The sequence below is a fragment of the Acinetobacter sp. BEC1-S18-ESBL-01 genome (assembly GCF_014169935.1).
Lineage (GTDB): Bacteria > Pseudomonadota > Gammaproteobacteria > Pseudomonadales > Moraxellaceae > Acinetobacter > Acinetobacter pittii.
The window spans coordinates 628,385-646,575 of sequence record NZ_AP022302.1; the positions used below are offsets into that span (position 1 = coordinate 628,385).

General features: G+C 39.4%; 15 protein-coding genes. 7 read left to right on the forward strand and 8 right to left on the reverse strand.

What is annotated here, in order from left to right; all coding sequences use genetic code 11:
- Positions 1-105 precede the first annotated feature (105 nt).
- From H7R46_RS03095 to H7R46_RS03115, 5 genes are all read left to right on the forward strand, one after another.
- Positions 106-1,338 (forward strand): carbohydrate porin, encoded by a 1,233-nt coding sequence (locus H7R46_RS03095; protein WP_075383779.1) that lies wholly within the window; start codon positions 106-108, stop codon positions 1,336-1,338.
- Positions 1,339-1,512: 174 nt separating this feature from the next.
- Positions 1,513-3,918: a glucose/quinate/shikimate family membrane-bound PQQ-dependent dehydrogenase gene (locus H7R46_RS03100; RefSeq protein WP_005064285.1), complete on the forward strand. Its 2,406-nt coding sequence runs from the start codon at positions 1,513-1,515 to the stop codon at positions 3,916-3,918.
- Between the two features lie 165 nt (positions 3,919-4,083).
- Positions 4,084-5,727 (forward strand): nitrite/sulfite reductase, encoded by a 1,644-nt coding sequence (locus tag H7R46_RS03105; protein WP_005064287.1) that lies wholly within the window; start codon positions 4,084-4,086, stop codon positions 5,725-5,727.
- Positions 5,720-6,205 (forward strand): DUF934 domain-containing protein, encoded by a 486-nt coding sequence (locus tag H7R46_RS03110; protein WP_005064288.1) that lies wholly within the window; start codon positions 5,720-5,722, stop codon positions 6,203-6,205. Before H7R46_RS03105 ends, H7R46_RS03110 begins: the two co-directional genes overlap by 8 nt.
- Before the next feature lie 81 nt (positions 6,206-6,286).
- Positions 6,287-6,640, forward strand: a complete 354-nt coding sequence (locus H7R46_RS03115) for a DMT family transporter (protein ID WP_002116446.1) — start codon at positions 6,287-6,289, stop codon at positions 6,638-6,640.
- A gap of 51 nt (positions 6,641-6,691) precedes the next feature.
- Here H7R46_RS03115 and H7R46_RS03120 read toward each other — a convergent pair whose 3' ends face one another.
- From H7R46_RS03120 to H7R46_RS03130, 3 genes are all read right to left on the reverse strand, one after another.
- Entirely contained in the window at positions 6,692-7,135 is a 444-nt protein-coding gene (locus H7R46_RS03120) for a VOC family protein (RefSeq protein WP_005064290.1), read from the reverse strand.
- A 129-nt stretch (positions 7,136-7,264) separates the two neighbouring features.
- Positions 7,265-8,440: a thiolase family protein gene (locus tag H7R46_RS03125; protein WP_005064291.1), complete on the reverse strand. Its 1,176-nt coding sequence runs from the start codon at positions 8,438-8,440 to the stop codon at positions 7,265-7,267.
- A 108-nt stretch (positions 8,441-8,548) separates the two neighbouring features.
- Positions 8,549-9,064, reverse strand: coding sequence for a GspH/FimT family pseudopilin (locus tag H7R46_RS03130; protein ID WP_005064293.1), 516 nt, complete (start codon positions 9,062-9,064; stop codon positions 8,549-8,551).
- Between the two features lie 379 nt (positions 9,065-9,443).
- On the opposite strand from H7R46_RS03130, the gene omp38 reads away from it, so the two are divergent.
- Positions 9,444-10,484, forward strand: a complete 1,041-nt coding sequence (gene omp38, locus H7R46_RS03135; protein WP_002116311.1) for an outer membrane protein Omp38 — start codon at positions 9,444-9,446, stop codon at positions 10,482-10,484.
- A 124-nt stretch (positions 10,485-10,608) separates the two neighbouring features.
- Here omp38 and H7R46_RS03140 read toward each other — a convergent pair whose 3' ends face one another.
- From H7R46_RS03140 to H7R46_RS03160, 5 genes are all read right to left on the reverse strand, one after another.
- Positions 10,609-10,767, reverse strand: a complete 159-nt coding sequence (locus tag H7R46_RS03140; RefSeq protein ID WP_002116121.1) for a hypothetical protein — start codon at positions 10,765-10,767, stop codon at positions 10,609-10,611.
- 3 nt (positions 10,768-10,770) lie between these two features.
- A complete protein-coding gene (locus tag H7R46_RS03145) occupies positions 10,771-11,976 on the reverse strand; it encodes an RtcB family protein (protein ID WP_005064298.1) in 1,206 nt (401 codons plus the stop codon).
- 266 nt (positions 11,977-12,242) lie between these two features.
- Entirely contained in the window at positions 12,243-13,703 is a 1,461-nt protein-coding gene (locus H7R46_RS03150) for an amino acid permease (RefSeq protein ID WP_002116519.1), read from the reverse strand.
- A gap of 21 nt (positions 13,704-13,724) precedes the next feature.
- Positions 13,725-14,738: a methyltransferase gene (locus tag H7R46_RS03155; protein WP_002116028.1), complete on the reverse strand. Its 1,014-nt coding sequence runs from the start codon at positions 14,736-14,738 to the stop codon at positions 13,725-13,727.
- A gap of 64 nt (positions 14,739-14,802) precedes the next feature.
- Complete coding sequence (locus H7R46_RS03160) at positions 14,803-16,161, reverse strand: uracil-xanthine permease family protein (RefSeq protein WP_002116159.1); 1,359 nt, start codon at positions 16,159-16,161, stop codon at positions 14,803-14,805.
- Between the two features lie 178 nt (positions 16,162-16,339).
- Between H7R46_RS03160 and typA the strand changes: the two genes are divergently transcribed.
- On the forward strand, positions 16,340-18,175 hold the full coding sequence (gene typA / locus H7R46_RS03165) for a translational GTPase TypA (RefSeq protein ID WP_002116501.1): 1,836 nt from the start codon (positions 16,340-16,342) through the stop codon (positions 18,173-18,175).
- The last annotated feature ends 16 nt before the right edge of the window (positions 18,176-18,191 follow it).

The window sequence follows — 18,191 nt, forward strand, 5'->3', positions numbered from 1 at the left end:
AATCAATCGATTAACATTTTGAATAATTTCTTTACATAAAATTAGCGTACCCTTTATAAACAAAGACATAAAAGGTATGTAAACATGAAAACACATAAATCCTTGATGGCTTCCTGTTTATCCGTTTTATCAATTACTCTTTTTATACAGCATGCACAAGCTGCTGCTGCATTCGACCCAAATAGTCCTTGGATGTTGGGTGATTGGAACGGTCAACGCACCGCGTTACAAGCACAAGGTTATGATTTTTCTTTTGGATATACCGGCGAATATGCCGGTATTTTAGATTCAAAAAATACGTCTACGCATGGTAGTGCTTATACGGGGCAACTTGCACTAGGAACTCATTTTGACCTAAATAAAATTTTAGGTTGGCAAGATACTGAAGCTCAAATCACATTAACTTATCGTGATGGGCAGTCGCTTTCTGAACATTCACCAGCTTTAGCAGGGCACTTAAGCTCAGTACAAGAAGTGTGGGGGCGTGAGCAAACTTGGCGTTTAACAGATTTGTGGATCAAGAAGAAATTCCTTGATCAGAAGTTAGATGTGAAAGTCGGTCGTTTTGGTGAAGGTGAAGACTTTAACAGTTTTGACTGTGATTTCCAGAATTTAGCGCTTTGTGGTTCGCAAGTCGGTAACTGGGTGGGCGATCAGTGGTATAACTGGCCAGTAAGCCAATGGGCAATGCGTGTTAAATATAACTTGCAACCTGACTTATATACCCAAATTGGTGTATATGAATACAACCCGGAAAATCTGGACCGAGGTAAAGGTTTTAACTTAAGTACTGATGGTTCTCACGGTGCAATTATTCCTGCCGAAGTAGTTTGGTCACCTAAATTAGGCGCTCAAAGTATGGCTGGTGAATACCGTTTAGGTTATTACTACAGCACTGCTGACGCTGAAGAAATTACGAATAAGGCCCAAACATCTCATAAACAAGGGGTGTGGGTAACTGCAAAACAAAAATTATTCCAGCCTGCTGATCAAACAGATCGCGGTTTGACAGGTTTTGTGAACCTGACTTTCCACGACTCTGATACCAACAAAATTGATAACATGCAAAACGTAGGCTTGGTCTATAAAGGTTTGCTCAATCAACGTCCTCAAGATGAGTTGGCACTCGGTGTGGCTCGTATCCATATCAATGATGATTGGAACGATGTTCAAACTAAAGAATATGACACTGAATACAATACCGAGCTTTACTACGGTATTCATGCCACTAACTGGTTAACTATTCGTCCAAATGTGCAATATGTTCGTCATGTTGGTGCATTAAAAAATGGTGATAACACTTGGGTTGGCGGTATTAAATTCTCAACTGCATTCTAAGCGTAATTACTCCGAAAAACGGATTGTCGAGGGCTAAATCATTGATTGAATTATCCTGACCTTCCGTTTTTTCTTGATGCCTGAATTTGTTTTAGATGTATTGGTGATGCCATTTTTCTATAAGGTTCTTGGCACATCTTTCCTATAAAAATGATGATTGATAAGAGGTGGTTTATGAATCAACCTACTTCAAGATCAGGTTTAACGACTTTTACCGTAATTATTATTGGGTTACTGGCGTTATTCCTGTTAATTGGAGGTATTTGGCTCGCTACACTAGGCGGTTCAATTTACTACATTATAGCTGGAGTATTACTCCTCATTGTTGCATGGCAACTCTACAAGCGTGCTTCTACTGCTTTGTGGGTTTATGCTGCATTAATGCTAGGAACTATTATCTGGAGTGTCTGGGAAGTTGGAACAGACTTTTGGGCGCTTGCACCACGTTTAGATATTTTAGGTATTCTTGGTTTATGGTTATTGGTTCCGGCTGTAACTCGTGGAATCAACAACCTTGGATCAAGTAAAGTTGCCTTATCTTCAACTTTAGCAATTGCAATCGTGTTGATGGTTTATTCTATCTTCAATGATCCGCAAGAAATTAATGGTGAAATCAAAACACCTCAACCAGAAACAGCCCAAGCCGTGCCTGGTGTTGCTGAAAGTGATTGGCCAGCTTATGGCCGTACTCAAGCAGGTGTGCGTTATTCTCCATTGAAACAGATCAATGACCAAAACGTAAAAGACTTGAAAGTTGCTTGGACTTTACGTACTGGCGATCTTAAGACAGATAACGATTCTGGTGAAACGACCAATCAGGTTACACCGATTAAAATCGGTAATAACATGTTTATCTGTACAGCTCACCAGCAGTTAATTGCGATTGATCCTGCTACAGGTAAAGAAAAATGGCGTTTTGATCCGAAACTTAAAACGGATAAATCGTTCCAGCATTTAACTTGTCGTGGTGTGATGTACTACGATGCAAACAATACAACTGAGTTTGCAACGAGTCTTCAAAGCAAGAAATCTAGCTCTACACAATGTCCACGTAAGGTATTTGTACCAGTCAATGATGGCCGTTTAGTGGCTGTAAATGCTGACACTGGTAAAGCATGTACTGACTTTGGTCAAAATGGTCAAGTGAACTTACAAGAGTTCATGCCATATGCTTATCCAGGCGGTTATAACCCGACATCTCCTGGTATCGTGACTGGTTCAACTGTTGTTATTGCTGGTTCTGTAACAGATAACTACTCAAATAAAGAGCCATCTGGTGTGATTCGTGGATATGATGTTAACACTGGTAAACTTCTTTGGGTATTTGATACTGGCGCAGCAGATCCAAATGCAATGCCGGGCGAAGGTACTACTTTTGTTCATAACTCACCAAATGCGTGGGCACCTTTAGCATACGATGCCAAACTTGATATCGTTTATGTACCAACAGGTGTAGGTACACCAGACATCTGGGGTGGTGACCGTACCGAGCTGAAAGAGCGTTATGCAAACTCAATGTTAGCGATTAATGCTTCTACTGGTAAATTAGTGTGGAACTTCCAAACAACCCATCACGATTTATGGGATATGGACGTACCATCACAACCATCTTTAGCTGATATCAAAAACAAAGCTGGCCAAACTGTTCCTGCAATCTATGTATTGACGAAAACAGGTAATGCCTTTGTGCTTGATCGCCGTAATGGTCAACCGATTGTTCCTGTAACTGAGAAACCGGTTCCACAAACAGTTAAACGTGGACCACAAACTAAAGGTGAGTTCTATTCAAAAACTCAGCCATTCTCTGACTTGAACTTGGCGCCACAAGATAAATTGACTGATAAAGACATGTGGGGTGCCACTATGCTTGATCAGCTCATGTGTCGTGTATCTTTCAAACGTCTAAATTACGATGGTATTTATACGCCACCATCTGAAAACGGTACTTTAGTTTTCCCTGGTAACTTAGGTGTGTTTGAATGGGGTGGTATGTCAGTTAACCCTGATCGTCAGGTTGCTGTAATGAACCCGATTGGTCTGCCATTCGTCAGTCGTTTAATTCCTGCTGATCCAAACCGTGCACAAACTGCAAAAGGTGCGGGAACTGAGCAGGGTGTACAACCGATGTACGGCGTACCGTATGGTGTTGAAATTAGCGCATTCTTATCTCCGCTTGGTTTACCTTGTAAACAACCGGCTTGGGGCTATGTAGCTGGCGTTGATTTGAAAACTCATGAAGTGGTATGGAAAAAACGTATTGGTACAATTCGTGACAGCTTGCCGAACTTGTTCCAGTTACCAGCTGTGAAAATTGGTGTGCCTGGTTTAGGTGGTTCAATTTCTACTGCCGGTAATGTCATGTTTGTTGGTGCAACTCAAGATAACTACTTACGTGCGTTTAACGTTACTAACGGTAAGAAACTTTGGGAAGCGCGTTTACCAGCAGGTGGACAAGCAACACCAATGACTTATGAAATCAATGGTAAGCAATATGTTGTAATCATGGCTGGTGGTCATGGTTCATTTGGTACGAAAATGGGCGACTATTTAGTGGCTTATGCCTTACCAGATAACAAATAAAAAGCTTTTATAGAAAGGGCCTGGATTTATCCGGGCTTTTTTATGTCGATTTATATTAAAGCTTATCAATAAAACCGTTATTAAATATGCAAAAAAAGCATTTTATTGATGAATAAAAGCTCGCTATGCTATCCGCCTTAATAATGAATCTACTAGCCATACGCCATGTATTTATATACCGATTTCGACCAGCAGCTGGTTAATGAACGAGTTGCTCAGTTCCGTGATCAAACAGAACGCTATTTAGCTGGCAAACTTTCTGAAGACGAATATCGTCCATTACGTTTGCAAAATGGTTTATATGTGCAACGTTATGCGCCTATGCTGCGTATAGCTGTGCCGTATGGCTTAATGAATTCTAAACAATTACGTAAAGTTGCTGAAGTTTCAACTGCTTATGACCGTGGTTATGCACATGTATCTACACGTCAGAACATCCAGTTAAACTGGCCTGCACTTGAAGATGTGCCAGACATTTTGGCTGAACTTGCAACTGTACAAATGCATGCCATTCAAACCAGTGGTAACTGTATTCGTAACACGACAACTGACCAATATGCAGGTGTGGTTGCTGGTGAAATTGCAGACCCACGTCCAACATGTGAGTTGATTCGTCAGTGGAGTACATTCCACCCAGAATTTGCATTCTTGCCACGTAAGTTCAAAATTGCTGTTTCTGCACTTGAAGAAAAAGATCGTGCGGCAACTGCATTCCACGATATTGGTGTTTATATCGTGCGTAATGAAGCAGGCGAGATCGGCTATAAAATTATGGCTGGTGGTGGTTTAGGCCGTACCCCAATCATCGGTAGTGTGATTCGTGAGTTTTTACCACGTGAAGATTTAATTGCTTATTTAGAAGCGGTTTTACGTGTTTATAACTTGCATGGTCGTCGTGATAACAAATATAAAGCGCGTATCAAAATTCTAGTTAAGGCATTAACTCCTGAAGTGTTTGCACAAAAAGTTGAAGCTGAATTTGAACATACACGTGAAGCATTAAAGATTCAGCCAGAAATCTTGAAAAAACTGGATGAAGAGTTCACTCCATTTGCTTACCAAGATTTGGCAGATGAAGACTTCACAGCTTTATTTGCTGAACATCCAAAATTCAAACAGTGGTTCAACATCAACACGCATGCGCATAAAGTGAAGGGCTATCGTATTGTTACGATTTCTCTAAAACGCGCAGGTATTGCGCCAGGTGATATGACCACCGAAGAAATGAATTTTATTGCAGACCTTGCTGATAAATATACTTTCGGCGAACTTCGCACGACTCATGAGCAAAACATTGCTTTGGCAGATGTGCCTCAAAAAGATTTGTTTGATGTATGGCAAGCGCTTGAACAACAAAATATGGCGCGTGCACATATCGGCTTTATTACCGATATCATTAGTTGCCCAGGCGGTGATTTCTGTTCACTTGCAAATGCGAAATCAATTCCAATTGCTGAAGCAATTACACGTCGTTTTGATGACTTAGACAAAGTTTATGATCTTGGTCATTTGGATCTAAATATTTCTGGTTGTATGAATGCTTGTGGTCACCACCACGTAGGTAACATCGGTATTTTAGGCGTAGATAAGAAAGGCGCTGAGTTCTATCAAATTACATTAGGTGGTAATTCAGACCATGATGCATCAATCGGTGATATTTTAGGCCCATCATTTGCAGCAGATGCAGTGCCAGATGTCATTGAAGAAGTATTGAATACTTATCTTGATTTGCGTACTGAAGGTGAGCGTTTTGTTGATACATATCGCCGTGTAGGAATTCAACCATTTAAGGAGCGTGCATATGCTTAATACAGCTCTACCAGTGCTTTATAAAGATGGCACGATTGCAGATAATACTTATCAAATCATTGCTGAAGATGGTGTTATTCCCCAAGGTGATGTTGTGGTCACAACAGCTCAACTCGATCAATTAGCTAACGTTCAAGGCAAAAAAGCTTTGTATGTGACTGTAAATGATTCACCTGAAGAGCACACATTTCCAGTAAGTGAACTTGATGCAATCTTCATTGAATTTGCAGGTTTTGGTGATGGTCGTGGTTATTCATTTGCTGCACTATTGCGTCGTCAAGGTTTCCAAGGCGAATTGCGTGCAACTGGTGATGTGTTTAAGGATGTTCTAAATTACTTAAAACGTTCAGGTTTTGATAGTTTTGTGATTAAAGAAGGTAAAGATGTGCAAGAAGCGGCAGCTGGTTTGCAAGACTTTACCAACCCATATCAAGCTTCAACAGCCGTACCTCAAGCAAGTTATCAAACTGGCGCTTAAATAGTTTTTAAATATAAAGGCTGAACTCAGGTTCAGCTTTTTTTATGAATAATTTTTAAATGACTCAACTGAAGAACAACAATGTTAGGTTTAATTTCAAAAATAAATCCTGGTGCTTGGTGGCTACTTTTTGCTATTGCGACAGATGTACTCTCAACATTTTATTCTGCTAAGGGGAATGGCTTAGTCAATAAAACAGCTCAGGGTATTGCTCTGGTTTTATATATTATTTCTTTTGCATGCGCTGCTATTGCTTTGAAATATATGCAAGCTGGAATCTTATATGTGCTTTGGTCTGGGATAGGTGTATTAGCAACAGCTTTTTTGGCAAAGATTTTTCTTGGTCAGAATATTGATGTGGCAGGATGGGTGGGAATTGGTTTTATTACTGTAGGTTTAATGATTATTGCACAATATTCCAATATCGATGTTTAAAGTCCTTATAGAAATAGTAAGTATCTCTATAAGGGCTAAATATTGAAAATATTAGGTATCAAGCTGGCAGTTAACCATCCACTTTATACCGAACTGATCGGTAAATGCGCCGTACAATGCACCCCAGAATGTTTTTTCTAAAGGCATTTCAATTTGACCATTAACAGATAACGCATCAAAAAGTTGTTTTGCTTTTTCTTGCTCATCTTTTTCAAGGTTGATCGAGATGTAGTGATTATTTCCTTGGGTAAAAACGCTGTTAGGGGCACAAAACTGATCATTTGTATCTGAGGCCATAAGCACAGTGTACTCATTAATCGGTAAAGAAACATGTAGAACCAGATTTTTGTCGGCTTCCGATAACGTCACACCTTCAGGCGCTGGCATATCATCATAACGGCTTAACATACCGAATTCACCACCAAATACTGATTTATAAAAGTTAAAGGCTTGTTCTGCTTGACCTTGGAAATTGAGATAGTGATTGAGTTGCATTGTTATTGTCCATTGTTGTTTTCGTTTAAAGGAATAAGTTAAAACTTAAAAGTGATTTTGTGGGTCATTTTTTGTAGTTTTTTCATAAAAAATCCCACCGAAGTGGGATTTTAAAATAATGAATTTGGATTAAATGAGTTCAATTGCAACTGCTGTTGCCTCACCACCACCAATACAGAGTGCAGCAATACCTTTTTTACCGCCAGTACGTTTCAGTGCATGAATAAGTGTAAGAATAATACGAGAGCCCGTAGAACCTACAGGGTGACCTAGTGCACAAGCACCACCATTGATATTTACTTTCTCTGCATCAAGTTTGAAATCATCAATTGGGCACATGGTAACCATAGCAAACGCTTCGTTAATTTCCCACAGGTCAACATCTTGCGCATTCCATCCCGCTTTTTTAAGCACTTTTTCGATAGCACCAACTGGAGCGATCGTAAATTCTGAAGGATGCTGAGAGTTTGACGCTGTTGCGATAATTTTTGCAAGCGGTTGCAAACCGCGCTGTGCTGCAACTTCACTTGAAGTTAATACTAATGCAGATGCACCATCCGAAATAGAACTTGCATTTGCGGCGGTAATCGTACCGTCTTTTGCAAAAGCTGGTTTGAGTGAAGGAATCTTGTCAATCTTGGCATTTAAAGGTTGTTCATCCTGATCAACAACGTCATCACCTTTACGACTAGGTACAGTAACTGGAACGATTTCGTCTTTGAAATAACCTTCAGTAATTGCTGTTTGAGCACGTTTTAAAGAGCGAATCGCAAAGTCATCCATTTGTTCACGTGTATAGCCACGAGTATTGGCCATATCTTGAGCAAATGAACCCATTAAACGCCCAGTTTCAGCATCTTCAAGCCCATCAAAGAACATATGATCTTTAATTTCGCCATGGCCCATGCGATAGCCAGCTCGTGCTTTTGGTAAAACATAAGGTGCATTTGTCATAGACTCCATACCGCCAGCAACAACAACTTCAGCACTACCTGCTTTAATCATATCAGCGGCTTGCATAACAGCTTTCATGCCAGAACCACAAAGCTTGTTAATCGTTACTGCACCTGTAGAGTCTGGTAAGCCAGCTTTACGCATCGCTTGACGTGCTGGACCTTGCTTTAGGCCAGCAGGCAGTACACAACCCATAATGACTTCTTCGACATCAGTAGGCTGTAAACCTGCTCGTGCGATTGCTTCTTTAATCGTTACAGCACCTAATTCAGGCGCTGTAAGTCCTGATAGTGATCCTTGAAAACCACCCATGGCAGTACGAGCACCATTTACAATTACGATGTCAGTCATTGTTGTAATCTCCGATTGTTCTTAATCTCAAAATAAGAAATGTTTAAAACCTAGGCAGTATATTGCAAAAATCAAAGAGAGATATCTTCTGCATTAGACTGTAGAGTTCTAACAATTTTTAAGGTCTTCTAAACGGGTGTGTCCCATTTTGCTGAGAATTAATTTAAAGTTTTTAAGCTGGTTATAAGAACAGTAAGTAAAAGTGCCGTTAGATTCGCGTGGGAGTCCTGTGTCGCCCTGAAATACAATACTATTTAGTTTTTTTCCAAACTTTTGAAATTTTAAAGAACCGTAGCGATGAGCAAATTCAACATTGGTTAATACTTCTTCATTATTTTCTCTTTGTAGATTCTGATTCGTGTCTACAAAGCTTATAAGACTTGTATCCCAGTTATTATTACATGTAGACAAATCAACACTTGGGCAAAGTACGACACTCTTATGTCGTAGAATTGCGTCGTATTTGGCTTTTTGTATATGAATTGTGAGTAGTCGAGACGAATTTTTTAATTCTACAGAAGCCATAAATTGATGATATAAAGGAAGCGCTATAGTGGCCATAATCATAAGAATTGCGAGCGTTATAGCGAGTTCCAACAACGTGAAACCGGGAGATTTAAACATTAAAATTCCTTAATATATAAAGAGGTATTTTGATTTTATGCTTTCTATCAATGATTTATAATGATTTTTATAGTGAGGAAACACAAAATTAAATAAAGGTTATCAGGATGCTAGAATACTGGTAAAATCACCGTAAGCGAAAGAAAGAAGTTGTTCATATTTGCTAGTTGAGTGAAAAATTACCGAATTACAACGGAAATTGTAAGTAATTTTGTCAATAATTTACTTGATTAAAATTATCAAGCACTTGGAAAGTCTATCAAGTGTTTGTATGATTCAAATGTGAATAGCTTAAAAATAATACTGGGGTGAAAATATCTCAGGGGCCAATAAATTTAGGCTGAGCTTGAACAACAATTGTTATCTCTGGAGGATATCCATGAAATTGAGTCGTATTGCACTTGCTATGCTTGTCGCTGCTCCATTAGCTGCTGCTAATGCTGGCGTAACTGTTACTCCATTATTGCTTGGTTACACTTTCCAAGACAGCCAACACAACAATGGTGGTGACAAAGGCGAGTTAACTAACGGACCTGAATTACAAGACGATTTATTCGTTGGTGCAGCTCTTGGTATTGAGTTAACACCATGGTTAGGTTTCGAAGCTGAATATAACCAAGTTAAAGGTGATGTAGATCCTAACTACGGTGAATACAAACAAAAACAAATCAATGGTAATTTCTATGTTACTTCTGATTTAATCACAAAAAACTATGACAGCAAAATTAAGCCATATGTATTGTTAGGTGCTGGTCACTACAAATATGAGTTTGATGATGCTCGTTTAGCATATCATGATGGCGAAGAAGGTACTTTAGGTAACGCAGGTGTAGGTGCTTTCTACCGCTTGAACGATGCTTTATCTCTTCGTACAGAAGCTCGTGGTACTTATAACTTTGACGAAAAATTCTGGAACTATACAGCTCTTGCTGGTTTGAACGTAGTTCTTGGTGGTCACTTGAAGCCTGCTGCTCCTGTAGTGGAAGTTGCTCCAGTTGAACCAACTCCAGTTGCTCCACAACCACAAGAGTTAACTGAAGATCTTAACATGGAACTTCGCGTGTTCTTTGATACTAACAAATCAAATATCAAAGACCAATACAAACCAGAAATCGCTAAAGTTGCTGAGAAGTTAACTGAATACCCTAACGCTACTGCACGTATCGAAGGTCACACAGATAACACTGGTCCACGTAAATTGAACGAACGTTTATCTTTAGCTCGTGCTAACTCTGTTAAATCAGCTCTTGTAAACGAATACAACGTTGATGCATCTCGTTTGTCTACTCAAGGCTTCGCTTGGGATCAACCGATTGCTGACAACAAAACTAAAGAAGGTCGTGCTATGAACCGTCGTGTATTCGCGACAATCACTGGTAGCCGTACTGTAGTTGTTCAACCTGGTCAACAAGCTCAATAATTTGAGTTTTTGAACAGTAAAAAAGCGACTCGTTAGAGTCGCTTTTTTTATTGCGATTTTTAAAATATTTAGTCATTTCTATGTCTCCTTAATAATAATTACTTTCGATCTTGGTTTAAATTATTTACCAAACACCTTTCTTCAATTGCTGTTTAGCGTCTTGTCTATCTCTACGATGTTGAGCACGAGGTTTCTCTGTTTCATGTATTCCACCTTTGTGAAGTAAAGGGGAAAGAGCCACTTGATTACGGACTTTGATTTTTGACATTTCTTTAATTTTCATGTTTTAACCTTTAATACATAAAACTTGTTTAAGTGTGTGAACGACTTCAATGAGGTCTGACTGATTCGCCATGACTTCATCAATGTCTTTATAGGCGCTTGGAATTTCATCGACAACGCCACTGTCTTTACGGCATTCAATACCTTGGGTTTGTTCAATAAGATCTTGCTGATTAAAAAGAACTTTTGCTTTACTTCTGCTCATCTTGCGACCAGCGCCATGAGAACAAGAACAAAATGATTCAGGATTTGCTTTGCCTTTAACGATATAAGATCGTGCTCCCATTGAACCTGGAATAATACCTAACTCATCTAAGCCTGCTCTAATTGCACCTTTTCGGGTAATCAATAGATTTTCGCCAAAATGTGTTTCACGGCTTACATAATTATGATGACAATTAATCGCTTCTTTTGTCATTTGAAAAGAAGGGAGAGGAGGGCGGATCGCTTCTAAAATTAATCGCATCATCTCTTTGCGGTTTTCAAAAGCATATTCTTGTGCCCACTCTACAGCTTCTACATAATCATCAAAACTTTTTGAGCCTTCAGCAAAATAACTTAAGTCTTTATCAGGAACATGGCCAAAGCGATGCTGAGCTTCTTTTTTGGCTAACTCAATAAAGTAAGTACCAATAACATTACCAAGCCCTCTGCTACCTGAATGTAGCATTACCCATACGTCTTGATTCTCATCAATACATAACTCTATAAAGTGATTACCACCACCCAAAGTCCCAAGTTGCTTTTGCCATGTTGCATCAAATTGTCGAAGCATTCGGACAAGACCAGGATGCTTTTTGATAATTGGTTCTAAGCATTTTTCAAGTGGAATAATGCTAGAAGCTTTCGCTTTGACTTGTTTATGCAAAGCAAAGCCAACAGGGACTTTACGTTCAATTGCATCACGCAAACGACTTAAGTTATCAGGTAATTGTGAAGCCTTTAAACTCAAGCGAATTGCATTCATCCCACATCCAATGTCAACTCCTACAGCAGCAGGAATAATGGCGTGTTTGGTTGGAATAACACTACCTACAGTAGCGCCTTTACCCACATGCACATCAGGCATAACTGCAATGTGAGAATAGATGAATTGCAGCTGAGCCATTTTTTTGAGTTGTTCTATACTTTCACTATCTATATCTTGAGTGAAAATTTTAACAGGGACACCATAGAGTGCCTCCTTGTTTAATATTTTTTGTATGCCCATAATTTTTCTCTTATTTTTCCGTCCGAATAGGCATAAAAAAACCTAGCGAATGCTAGGTTCTAAGTTTAAGCATTCGGACAAGTGGTGTGAATTTGTACACTTGTCCGTGAGCTGACATCGTGCCAAATTATTTAATCTGTTTTACCTTGTACTAATGGCATGATGTCCTCCTTATTTAAAAGTGCCGTTGAAAATCTGAACGGCATTTTACGCTTTTTAAATCAAAGATCAAGCTTTTGATCTTTGATTTACTTTAATGACCAGTTTTAATCTTGCTCAGGTTTGACGTTCATTTGATCGTAAGAGATCAATTTGGTTTTATTTTTCCACTTATAACCTAACCAAATGATCAAGAACAGTGGCAAGCTAATATAGGTTGAAAGTAAGCCTAACCAATCAATTTTTCCACCTAAAATGGCTTGGTAGTTCTGCCCTAAGATAATGATTGAGCAGAGAATAAATGCAAACCAGGGTGCAAATGGGAAAAATTTGGCACGATATGCTAAATCTTCTAATTTATAGCCTTGAGCAATATATCCTTTACGGAAACGATAATGTGAAATCGCAATTCCTAACCAAACAATAAAACCGCACATACCCGACATATTGAGTAGCCAGTTAAATACTTGCTTTTCTCCAATAAATGTTGTGAGGAAGCAAAAAGCGGCAATAAATGTGGTGGCATAGAGCGCATTCATCGGAACGCCACGACCATCGAGTTTTCCAAACCACTTTGGTGCACGGCCTTCTTGAGCCATTTTAAACAACATACGAGTTGAGGAATACATGCCTGAATTACCTGCTGATAAAATAGCAGTAAGAATGACAGCATTCATTAAACTCGCAGCAAAAGCAAAACCTACTCTTTCATAAAGCAATGTAAATGGAGAAAGCGCGATATCTTCAGTGGCTGCTGCTTGCAATAAATTCGGGTCATCATAGGCAATCAGGGTGCCGATAATGAAAATACATAGGATATAGAATAATAAGATTCGCCAGAAAATCTGTTTGATTGCAAGTGGAATTGTCTTCTTTGGATCTTTTGATTCGCCAGCAGCAACCCCAACCATTTCAGTTCCTTGGAAAGAGAATCCGGCAATCATTGCTACACCAATCATGGCTTGTAAACCGCCTACAAAAGGTGCCTCTTTGTAAGTCCAGTTCCCGAATGTTGCAACACCTGGAGTTAGCATAATCTTGATGATCATGGCTAAGCCAATAATAATAAATGCAACAATTGCAATCACTTTTACCATTGAGAACCAGAATTCGCTTTCGCCAAATCCCTTTACTGTCATCGCGTTAATCATAAAAATAACGGCAAGGAATAAAGCACTCCAATAGAACCCCGGAATATCAGGGAACCAGAACTTCATAATAAACTGGACTGCAACAAGTTCAAATGCAACCGTAATTGCCCAGTTATACCAATAGTTCCAGCCTAGAGCGAAACCAAAGCCTTCTTCGACATAACGACTGCCGTAAGTAAAAAAGGCACCGGATGTTGGTGTGTGAGTTGCAAGCTCACCTAAGCTGGTCATTAAGAAGTAAATCATAATGCCAATGAGTGAATAGGCGAGTAGCGCTCCACCAGGGCCAGCGTTTGCAATGGTTGATCCAGAAGCAAGGAAGAGGCCTGTACCAATGGAACCACCAATGGCGATCATATTCAGATGACGAGCCCCAAGCTTACGCTGGAGTTTTTCAGGAGCATGTGTTTCGCTCATGGAGATTCCTTACATAGTTTGTTATGCACAGGCATATAACACCTTAAAGCCTTGATGATCAGTTTTAATCTGGCACTGACCAAAGTGCTTCTCAATTAAGATCGGATAGTTTAAAAAACGGTTTGCTACAATCCATAGCTCACCTGATGCCTTTAAATGTTTTTTAGCGTTCTGGCAGAGTCCTTCACTTGCATCATAGTTGGTATGAATACCCTGATGAAAAGGGGGATTACTGACAATGGCATCGAGTTCTGTTGGAGCGTCTGCAATTCCTGTAACAGGCTGCAATCTCAACTGGTCTGAACCTATTCCATTTCGACTAAAAGTCATTTCCGTTGACCGTAAAGCGAAAGCATCAATATCTAGGGCATGAATAATATTACTTGAATTTATTTTTGCCAAATAGCAACTGATAATTCCAGCACCACACCCGAAGTCGGCAATTCTACCTGATTTCACCTGATTAAGATAAGGGAGTAAAACAGCAGTTCCGACATCTAGATGATTTTGACTAAATACACCGGGAAGGGCACAAATCGTAAGCTCTTGTTCATTAACATGAACAGTGTAAGTTTTAAGCCAACTTTCGAGAGGTTTAAGCTGTTCTGTTTTTTCAATCTTTAAGTGCCATAGCTGACAGTGGCGTGCACTATCGAGTTTAAGTACTTTGCCGAAGCTTTGTAGTTGTTTGGCAGCGCGTTCAACACCACCTTTTTTTTCACCTACTAAAAAAACAGACTGAGCAGTTTTAAGATTGCTCATTACGACATGCAGTATGTAATTTAACAGTTCTTTAGATTTGGGAACAAAAATGACGGCTTGATCGAATTCTTGTAATGGAAACTCAACTGAGAAATGTGCATTTGTTCCACTATTTATAAAGCTCTGGTAGTCAGCATGGTTCCATGTCCAGACTGACGCATCAATATCAGCTGGTAGTTGACTAACTAAGGCATCATTCGGTGCATTAATGAACAAGATTCTACCTTTTAAATAGTCTTGCTGTCTTAATATCACTTCACTTCTAGGATCCATGTACATCTCTCATGAAGAATAATGCCCAGTGGAAACTGGGCAATAATCAAAATTAAAAAAATAGTTATTTATGTGTTTCAGGAAGTACAACATTTAAAATTAATGCTGCTATACCACCCGTCGCTACGCCAGAGCTAAAAATATTTTTAAATAATTCTGGTAGGTGTTCCAAAATTTGAGGAACTTGAGCAACACCCAAACCTAATGCAAGTGAAATTGCGATAATTAAAAGTGCTCTGCGATCTAAATGAATAGATGAGAGAATGTTAATGCCTGATGCAGCAACCGCACCAAACATCACCATAACTGCTCCACCTAAGACCGCCTGTGGTACGGCTTGTATTACACCAGCTACTGCTGGAAATAAACCTAATAAAATAAGTAAAGCAGCAATCCAGATACCCACATAACGACTAGCTACACCAGTGAGTTGAATTACACCATTATTTTGAGCAAAAACAGAACTAGGGAAAGTATTAAATAAGCCTGCGAGTAAAGAGTTTGCACCATTCACTAAAACACCGCCTTTAATGCGTTTCATCCATTCCGGACCATTAACGGGTTGGTTTGAAAGTTTACTAGTTGCAGTCACGTCACCAATCGCTTCTAAAGAGGTCACTAAATAAATAAAAGCCATTGGAATGAATAAGCCCCAAGAAAAGCTTAAACCAAAGTGCATTGGTGTTGGAATCTGTACAAGAGGCGCATCTTTAATACCTGAGAAATCTAGGTAACCCATAAATCCTGCAAGAATGTAACCAATTACTAAAGCAATTAAGATTGCTGAACTTTTAATCCAAACCACCCGAATGCGGTTTAGCACAATAATAATAGCAAGTACGGTACATGACATAATAAGGTTGTCTGCACTTGCAAAAGTATGGTCTTGCATGGCTTGGTAGCCACCACCCATACTAATCAAGCCTTCCTTAATAAGCGTTAAGCCAATTAATAGAACAACAATACCAGTCACCAAGGGAGTAATTAATCTTTTTACCCATGGAAGAATTTGCGAAACACCCATTTCAATAAAGGAACCAGCAATGACTACACCAAAAATTGCAGCCATAACTTGGTTTACAGGAGTTCCTGCGGCAACCATTGCACTACCAATACCAATAATTGGTCCAATAAAGTTAAAGCTTGTGCCTTGTACAATCAGAAGACCTGCACCAAACGGGCCGACTTTTTTACATTGAAGAAATGTAGCAATACCCGAAATCACCAAAGACATAGATAAAATCATGTTAGTTTCGGTGCGTGATACGCCTAAAGCTAAACAAATTAAAAGCCCTGGTGTAACAATTGGTACAATAATCGCAAGCAAATGCTGGAAAGCTGCTAAAAAAGCGATCAAAGGTTTTGGTCGATCATCTAAGCCATAAACAAGGTCAAGATGGTCTTGAGAGTGTTGATTGGACATGGGTGTAGGTACGCCGCAATTTCGCAAATTGGCGCTATTCTAATCGAGATACCTATCTTTACAAAACGAAATACAGGCTATTGGAAAATTTTTTTGTCAATGTCAATAAACTGTCACTACTCAAGAGTAGTGTTTTTCTGTATAATTTGCCCTCAAATTTCAGGCGTTTCGAATTTTCATGTCAGATATCAAAAATCTCCGTAATATCGCAATTATTGCGCACGTCGACCACGGGAAAACCACACTTGTCGATAAACTACTTCAGCAATCTGGTGCTCTCGGTGAACGAGCAGGCGAGATTGAGCGTGTCATGGACTCAAATGCGCTTGAAAGTGAACGTGGTATTACCATTCTTGCAAAGAACACTTCTATTACTTGGTTAGATAAACGTACTGATACAACTTACCGTATCAACATCGTGGATACCCCGGGACACGCCGACTTCGGTGGTGAAGTAGAACGTGTTATGTCGATGGTTGACTGCGTATTACTTTTAGTTGACTCTCAAGAAGGCCCAATGCCACAAACTCGCTTTGTGACACAAAAAGCCTTTGCTCGTGGTTTAAAACCAATTGTTATTATTAACAAAGTTGACAAACCAAGTGCACGTCCAGATTGGGTTATTGATCAAGTATTTGATTTATTTGATAACCTTGGTGCAACTGATGAGCAATTAGATTTCCCAATCGTTTATGCATCAGGTTTACGTGGTGTAGCGGGTCCTGCTCCAGAAGAACTTGCAGAAGACATGACTCCGTTGTTTGAAACGATTGTAGATATCGTTGAACCACCAGCAGTTGACGTTGATGGTCCATTCCAAATGCAGATTTCATCACTTGACTATAACAGCTTCGTAGGTGTTATCGGTGTTGGTCGTATTCAACGTGGTTCAGTAAAATTAAATACTCCTGTTACTGTAATTGACAAAGAAGGCAATACACGTAACGGTCGTATCTTAAAAATCATGGGTTACCATGGTTTAGAGCGTATTGATGTTGAGTCAGCATCTGCTGGTGATATCGTATGTATTACTGGTATCGACGCACTTAACATTTCTGACACGATTTGTGATCCGAAAAATGTTGAAGCATTACCAGCCTTATCTGTAGATGAACCTACAGTATCTATGACTTTCCAAGTAAACAACTCTCCGTTTGCTGGTAAAGAAGGTAAGTTCGTAACTTCACGTAATATCCGTGAACGTCTTGATCGCGAATTAATTCATAACGTAGCTTTACGTGTTGAAGACACTGACAGTCCAGACCGTTTCAAAGTATCTGGCCGTGGTGAACTTCATCTTTCAGTTTTAATTGAAAACATGCGTCGTGAAGGTTTCGAAATGGGCGTATCTCGTCCACAAGTAATCATCAAAGAAATTGATGGTGAAAGACAAGAGCCTTATGAAAACGTAACTTTTGACGTTGAAGAACAGCATCAAGGTGCTGTAATGGAACAAATGGGTCACCGTAAAGGCGAGATGACCAATATGGAAGTTGACGGTAAAGGCCGTATCCGTATTGAAGCAACTGTACCTTCACGTGGTTTGATCGGTTTCCGTTCTGAATTCTTGACCATGACTTCTGGTACAGGGATCATGACTTCAAGCTTCTCGCATTATGGTCCTGTTAAACAAGGTACTGTTGCGAAACGTCAAAACGGTGTATTGATCTCTATGGTTCAAGGTACTTGCTTGGGCTATGCATTGTTCAGTTTACAAGACCGTGGTCGTTTATTCGCTAAACCACAGTTAGAAGTTTACGAAGGTATGATCGTGGGTATTAACTCTCGTTCAGACGATATGGTTGTAAACCCGACTAAAGCGAAACAATTAACTAACGTTCGTGCATCTGGTACAGATGATGCTTTAACTTTAGTACCTGCAATTGAATATACGCTTGAACAAGCGCTTGAATTCATTGAAGACGACGAATTAGTTGAAGTAACACCTAAATCAATCCGTATCCGTAAGCGTTATTTAACTGAAAATGAACGTAAACGTAATCGTGATAAATAATTTTTCTTAATTGAAA

What these genes read in the sequence shown, in the direction of transcription:
- omp38 (WP_002116311.1), top strand. Translation starts at nt 9,444, where the DNA reads ATGAAATTGAGTCGTATTGCACTTGCTATGCTTGTCGCTGCTCCATTA.
- H7R46_RS03125 (WP_005064291.1), bottom strand. Translation starts at nt 8,440, where the DNA reads ATGACTGACATCGTAATTGTAAATGGTGCTCGTACTGCCATGGGTGGT.
- H7R46_RS03100 (WP_005064285.1), top strand. Translation starts at nt 1,513, where the DNA reads ATGAATCAACCTACTTCAAGATCAGGTTTAACGACTTTTACCGTAATT.
- H7R46_RS03150 (WP_002116519.1), bottom strand. Translation starts at nt 13,703, where the DNA reads ATGAGCGAAACACATGCTCCTGAAAAACTCCAGCGTAAGCTTGGGGCT.
- typA (WP_002116501.1), top strand. Translation starts at nt 16,340, where the DNA reads ATGTCAGATATCAAAAATCTCCGTAATATCGCAATTATTGCGCACGTC.
- H7R46_RS03095 (WP_075383779.1), top strand. Translation starts at nt 106, where the DNA reads ATGGCTTCCTGTTTATCCGTTTTATCAATTACTCTTTTTATACAGCAT.
- H7R46_RS03130 (WP_005064293.1), bottom strand. Translation starts at nt 9,064, where the DNA reads ATGTTTAAATCTCCCGGTTTCACGTTGTTGGAACTCGCTATAACGCTC.
- H7R46_RS03160 (WP_002116159.1), bottom strand. Translation starts at nt 16,161, where the DNA reads ATGTCCAATCAACACTCTCAAGACCATCTTGACCTTGTTTATGGCTTA.
- H7R46_RS03140 (WP_002116121.1), bottom strand. Translation starts at nt 10,767, where the DNA reads ATGAAAATTAAAGAAATGTCAAAAATCAAAGTCCGTAATCAAGTGGCT.
- H7R46_RS03145 (WP_005064298.1), bottom strand. Translation starts at nt 11,976, where the DNA reads ATGGGCATACAAAAAATATTAAACAAGGAGGCACTCTATGGTGTCCCT.
- H7R46_RS03115 (WP_002116446.1), top strand. Translation starts at nt 6,287, where the DNA reads ATGTTAGGTTTAATTTCAAAAATAAATCCTGGTGCTTGGTGGCTACTT.
- H7R46_RS03105 (WP_005064287.1), top strand. Translation starts at nt 4,084, where the DNA reads ATGTATTTATATACCGATTTCGACCAGCAGCTGGTTAATGAACGAGTT.
- H7R46_RS03120 (WP_005064290.1), bottom strand. Translation starts at nt 7,135, where the DNA reads ATGCAACTCAATCACTATCTCAATTTCCAAGGTCAAGCAGAACAAGCC.
- H7R46_RS03155 (WP_002116028.1), bottom strand. Translation starts at nt 14,738, where the DNA reads ATGGATCCTAGAAGTGAAGTGATATTAAGACAGCAAGACTATTTAAAA.
- H7R46_RS03110 (WP_005064288.1), top strand. Translation starts at nt 5,720, where the DNA reads ATGCTTAATACAGCTCTACCAGTGCTTTATAAAGATGGCACGATTGCA.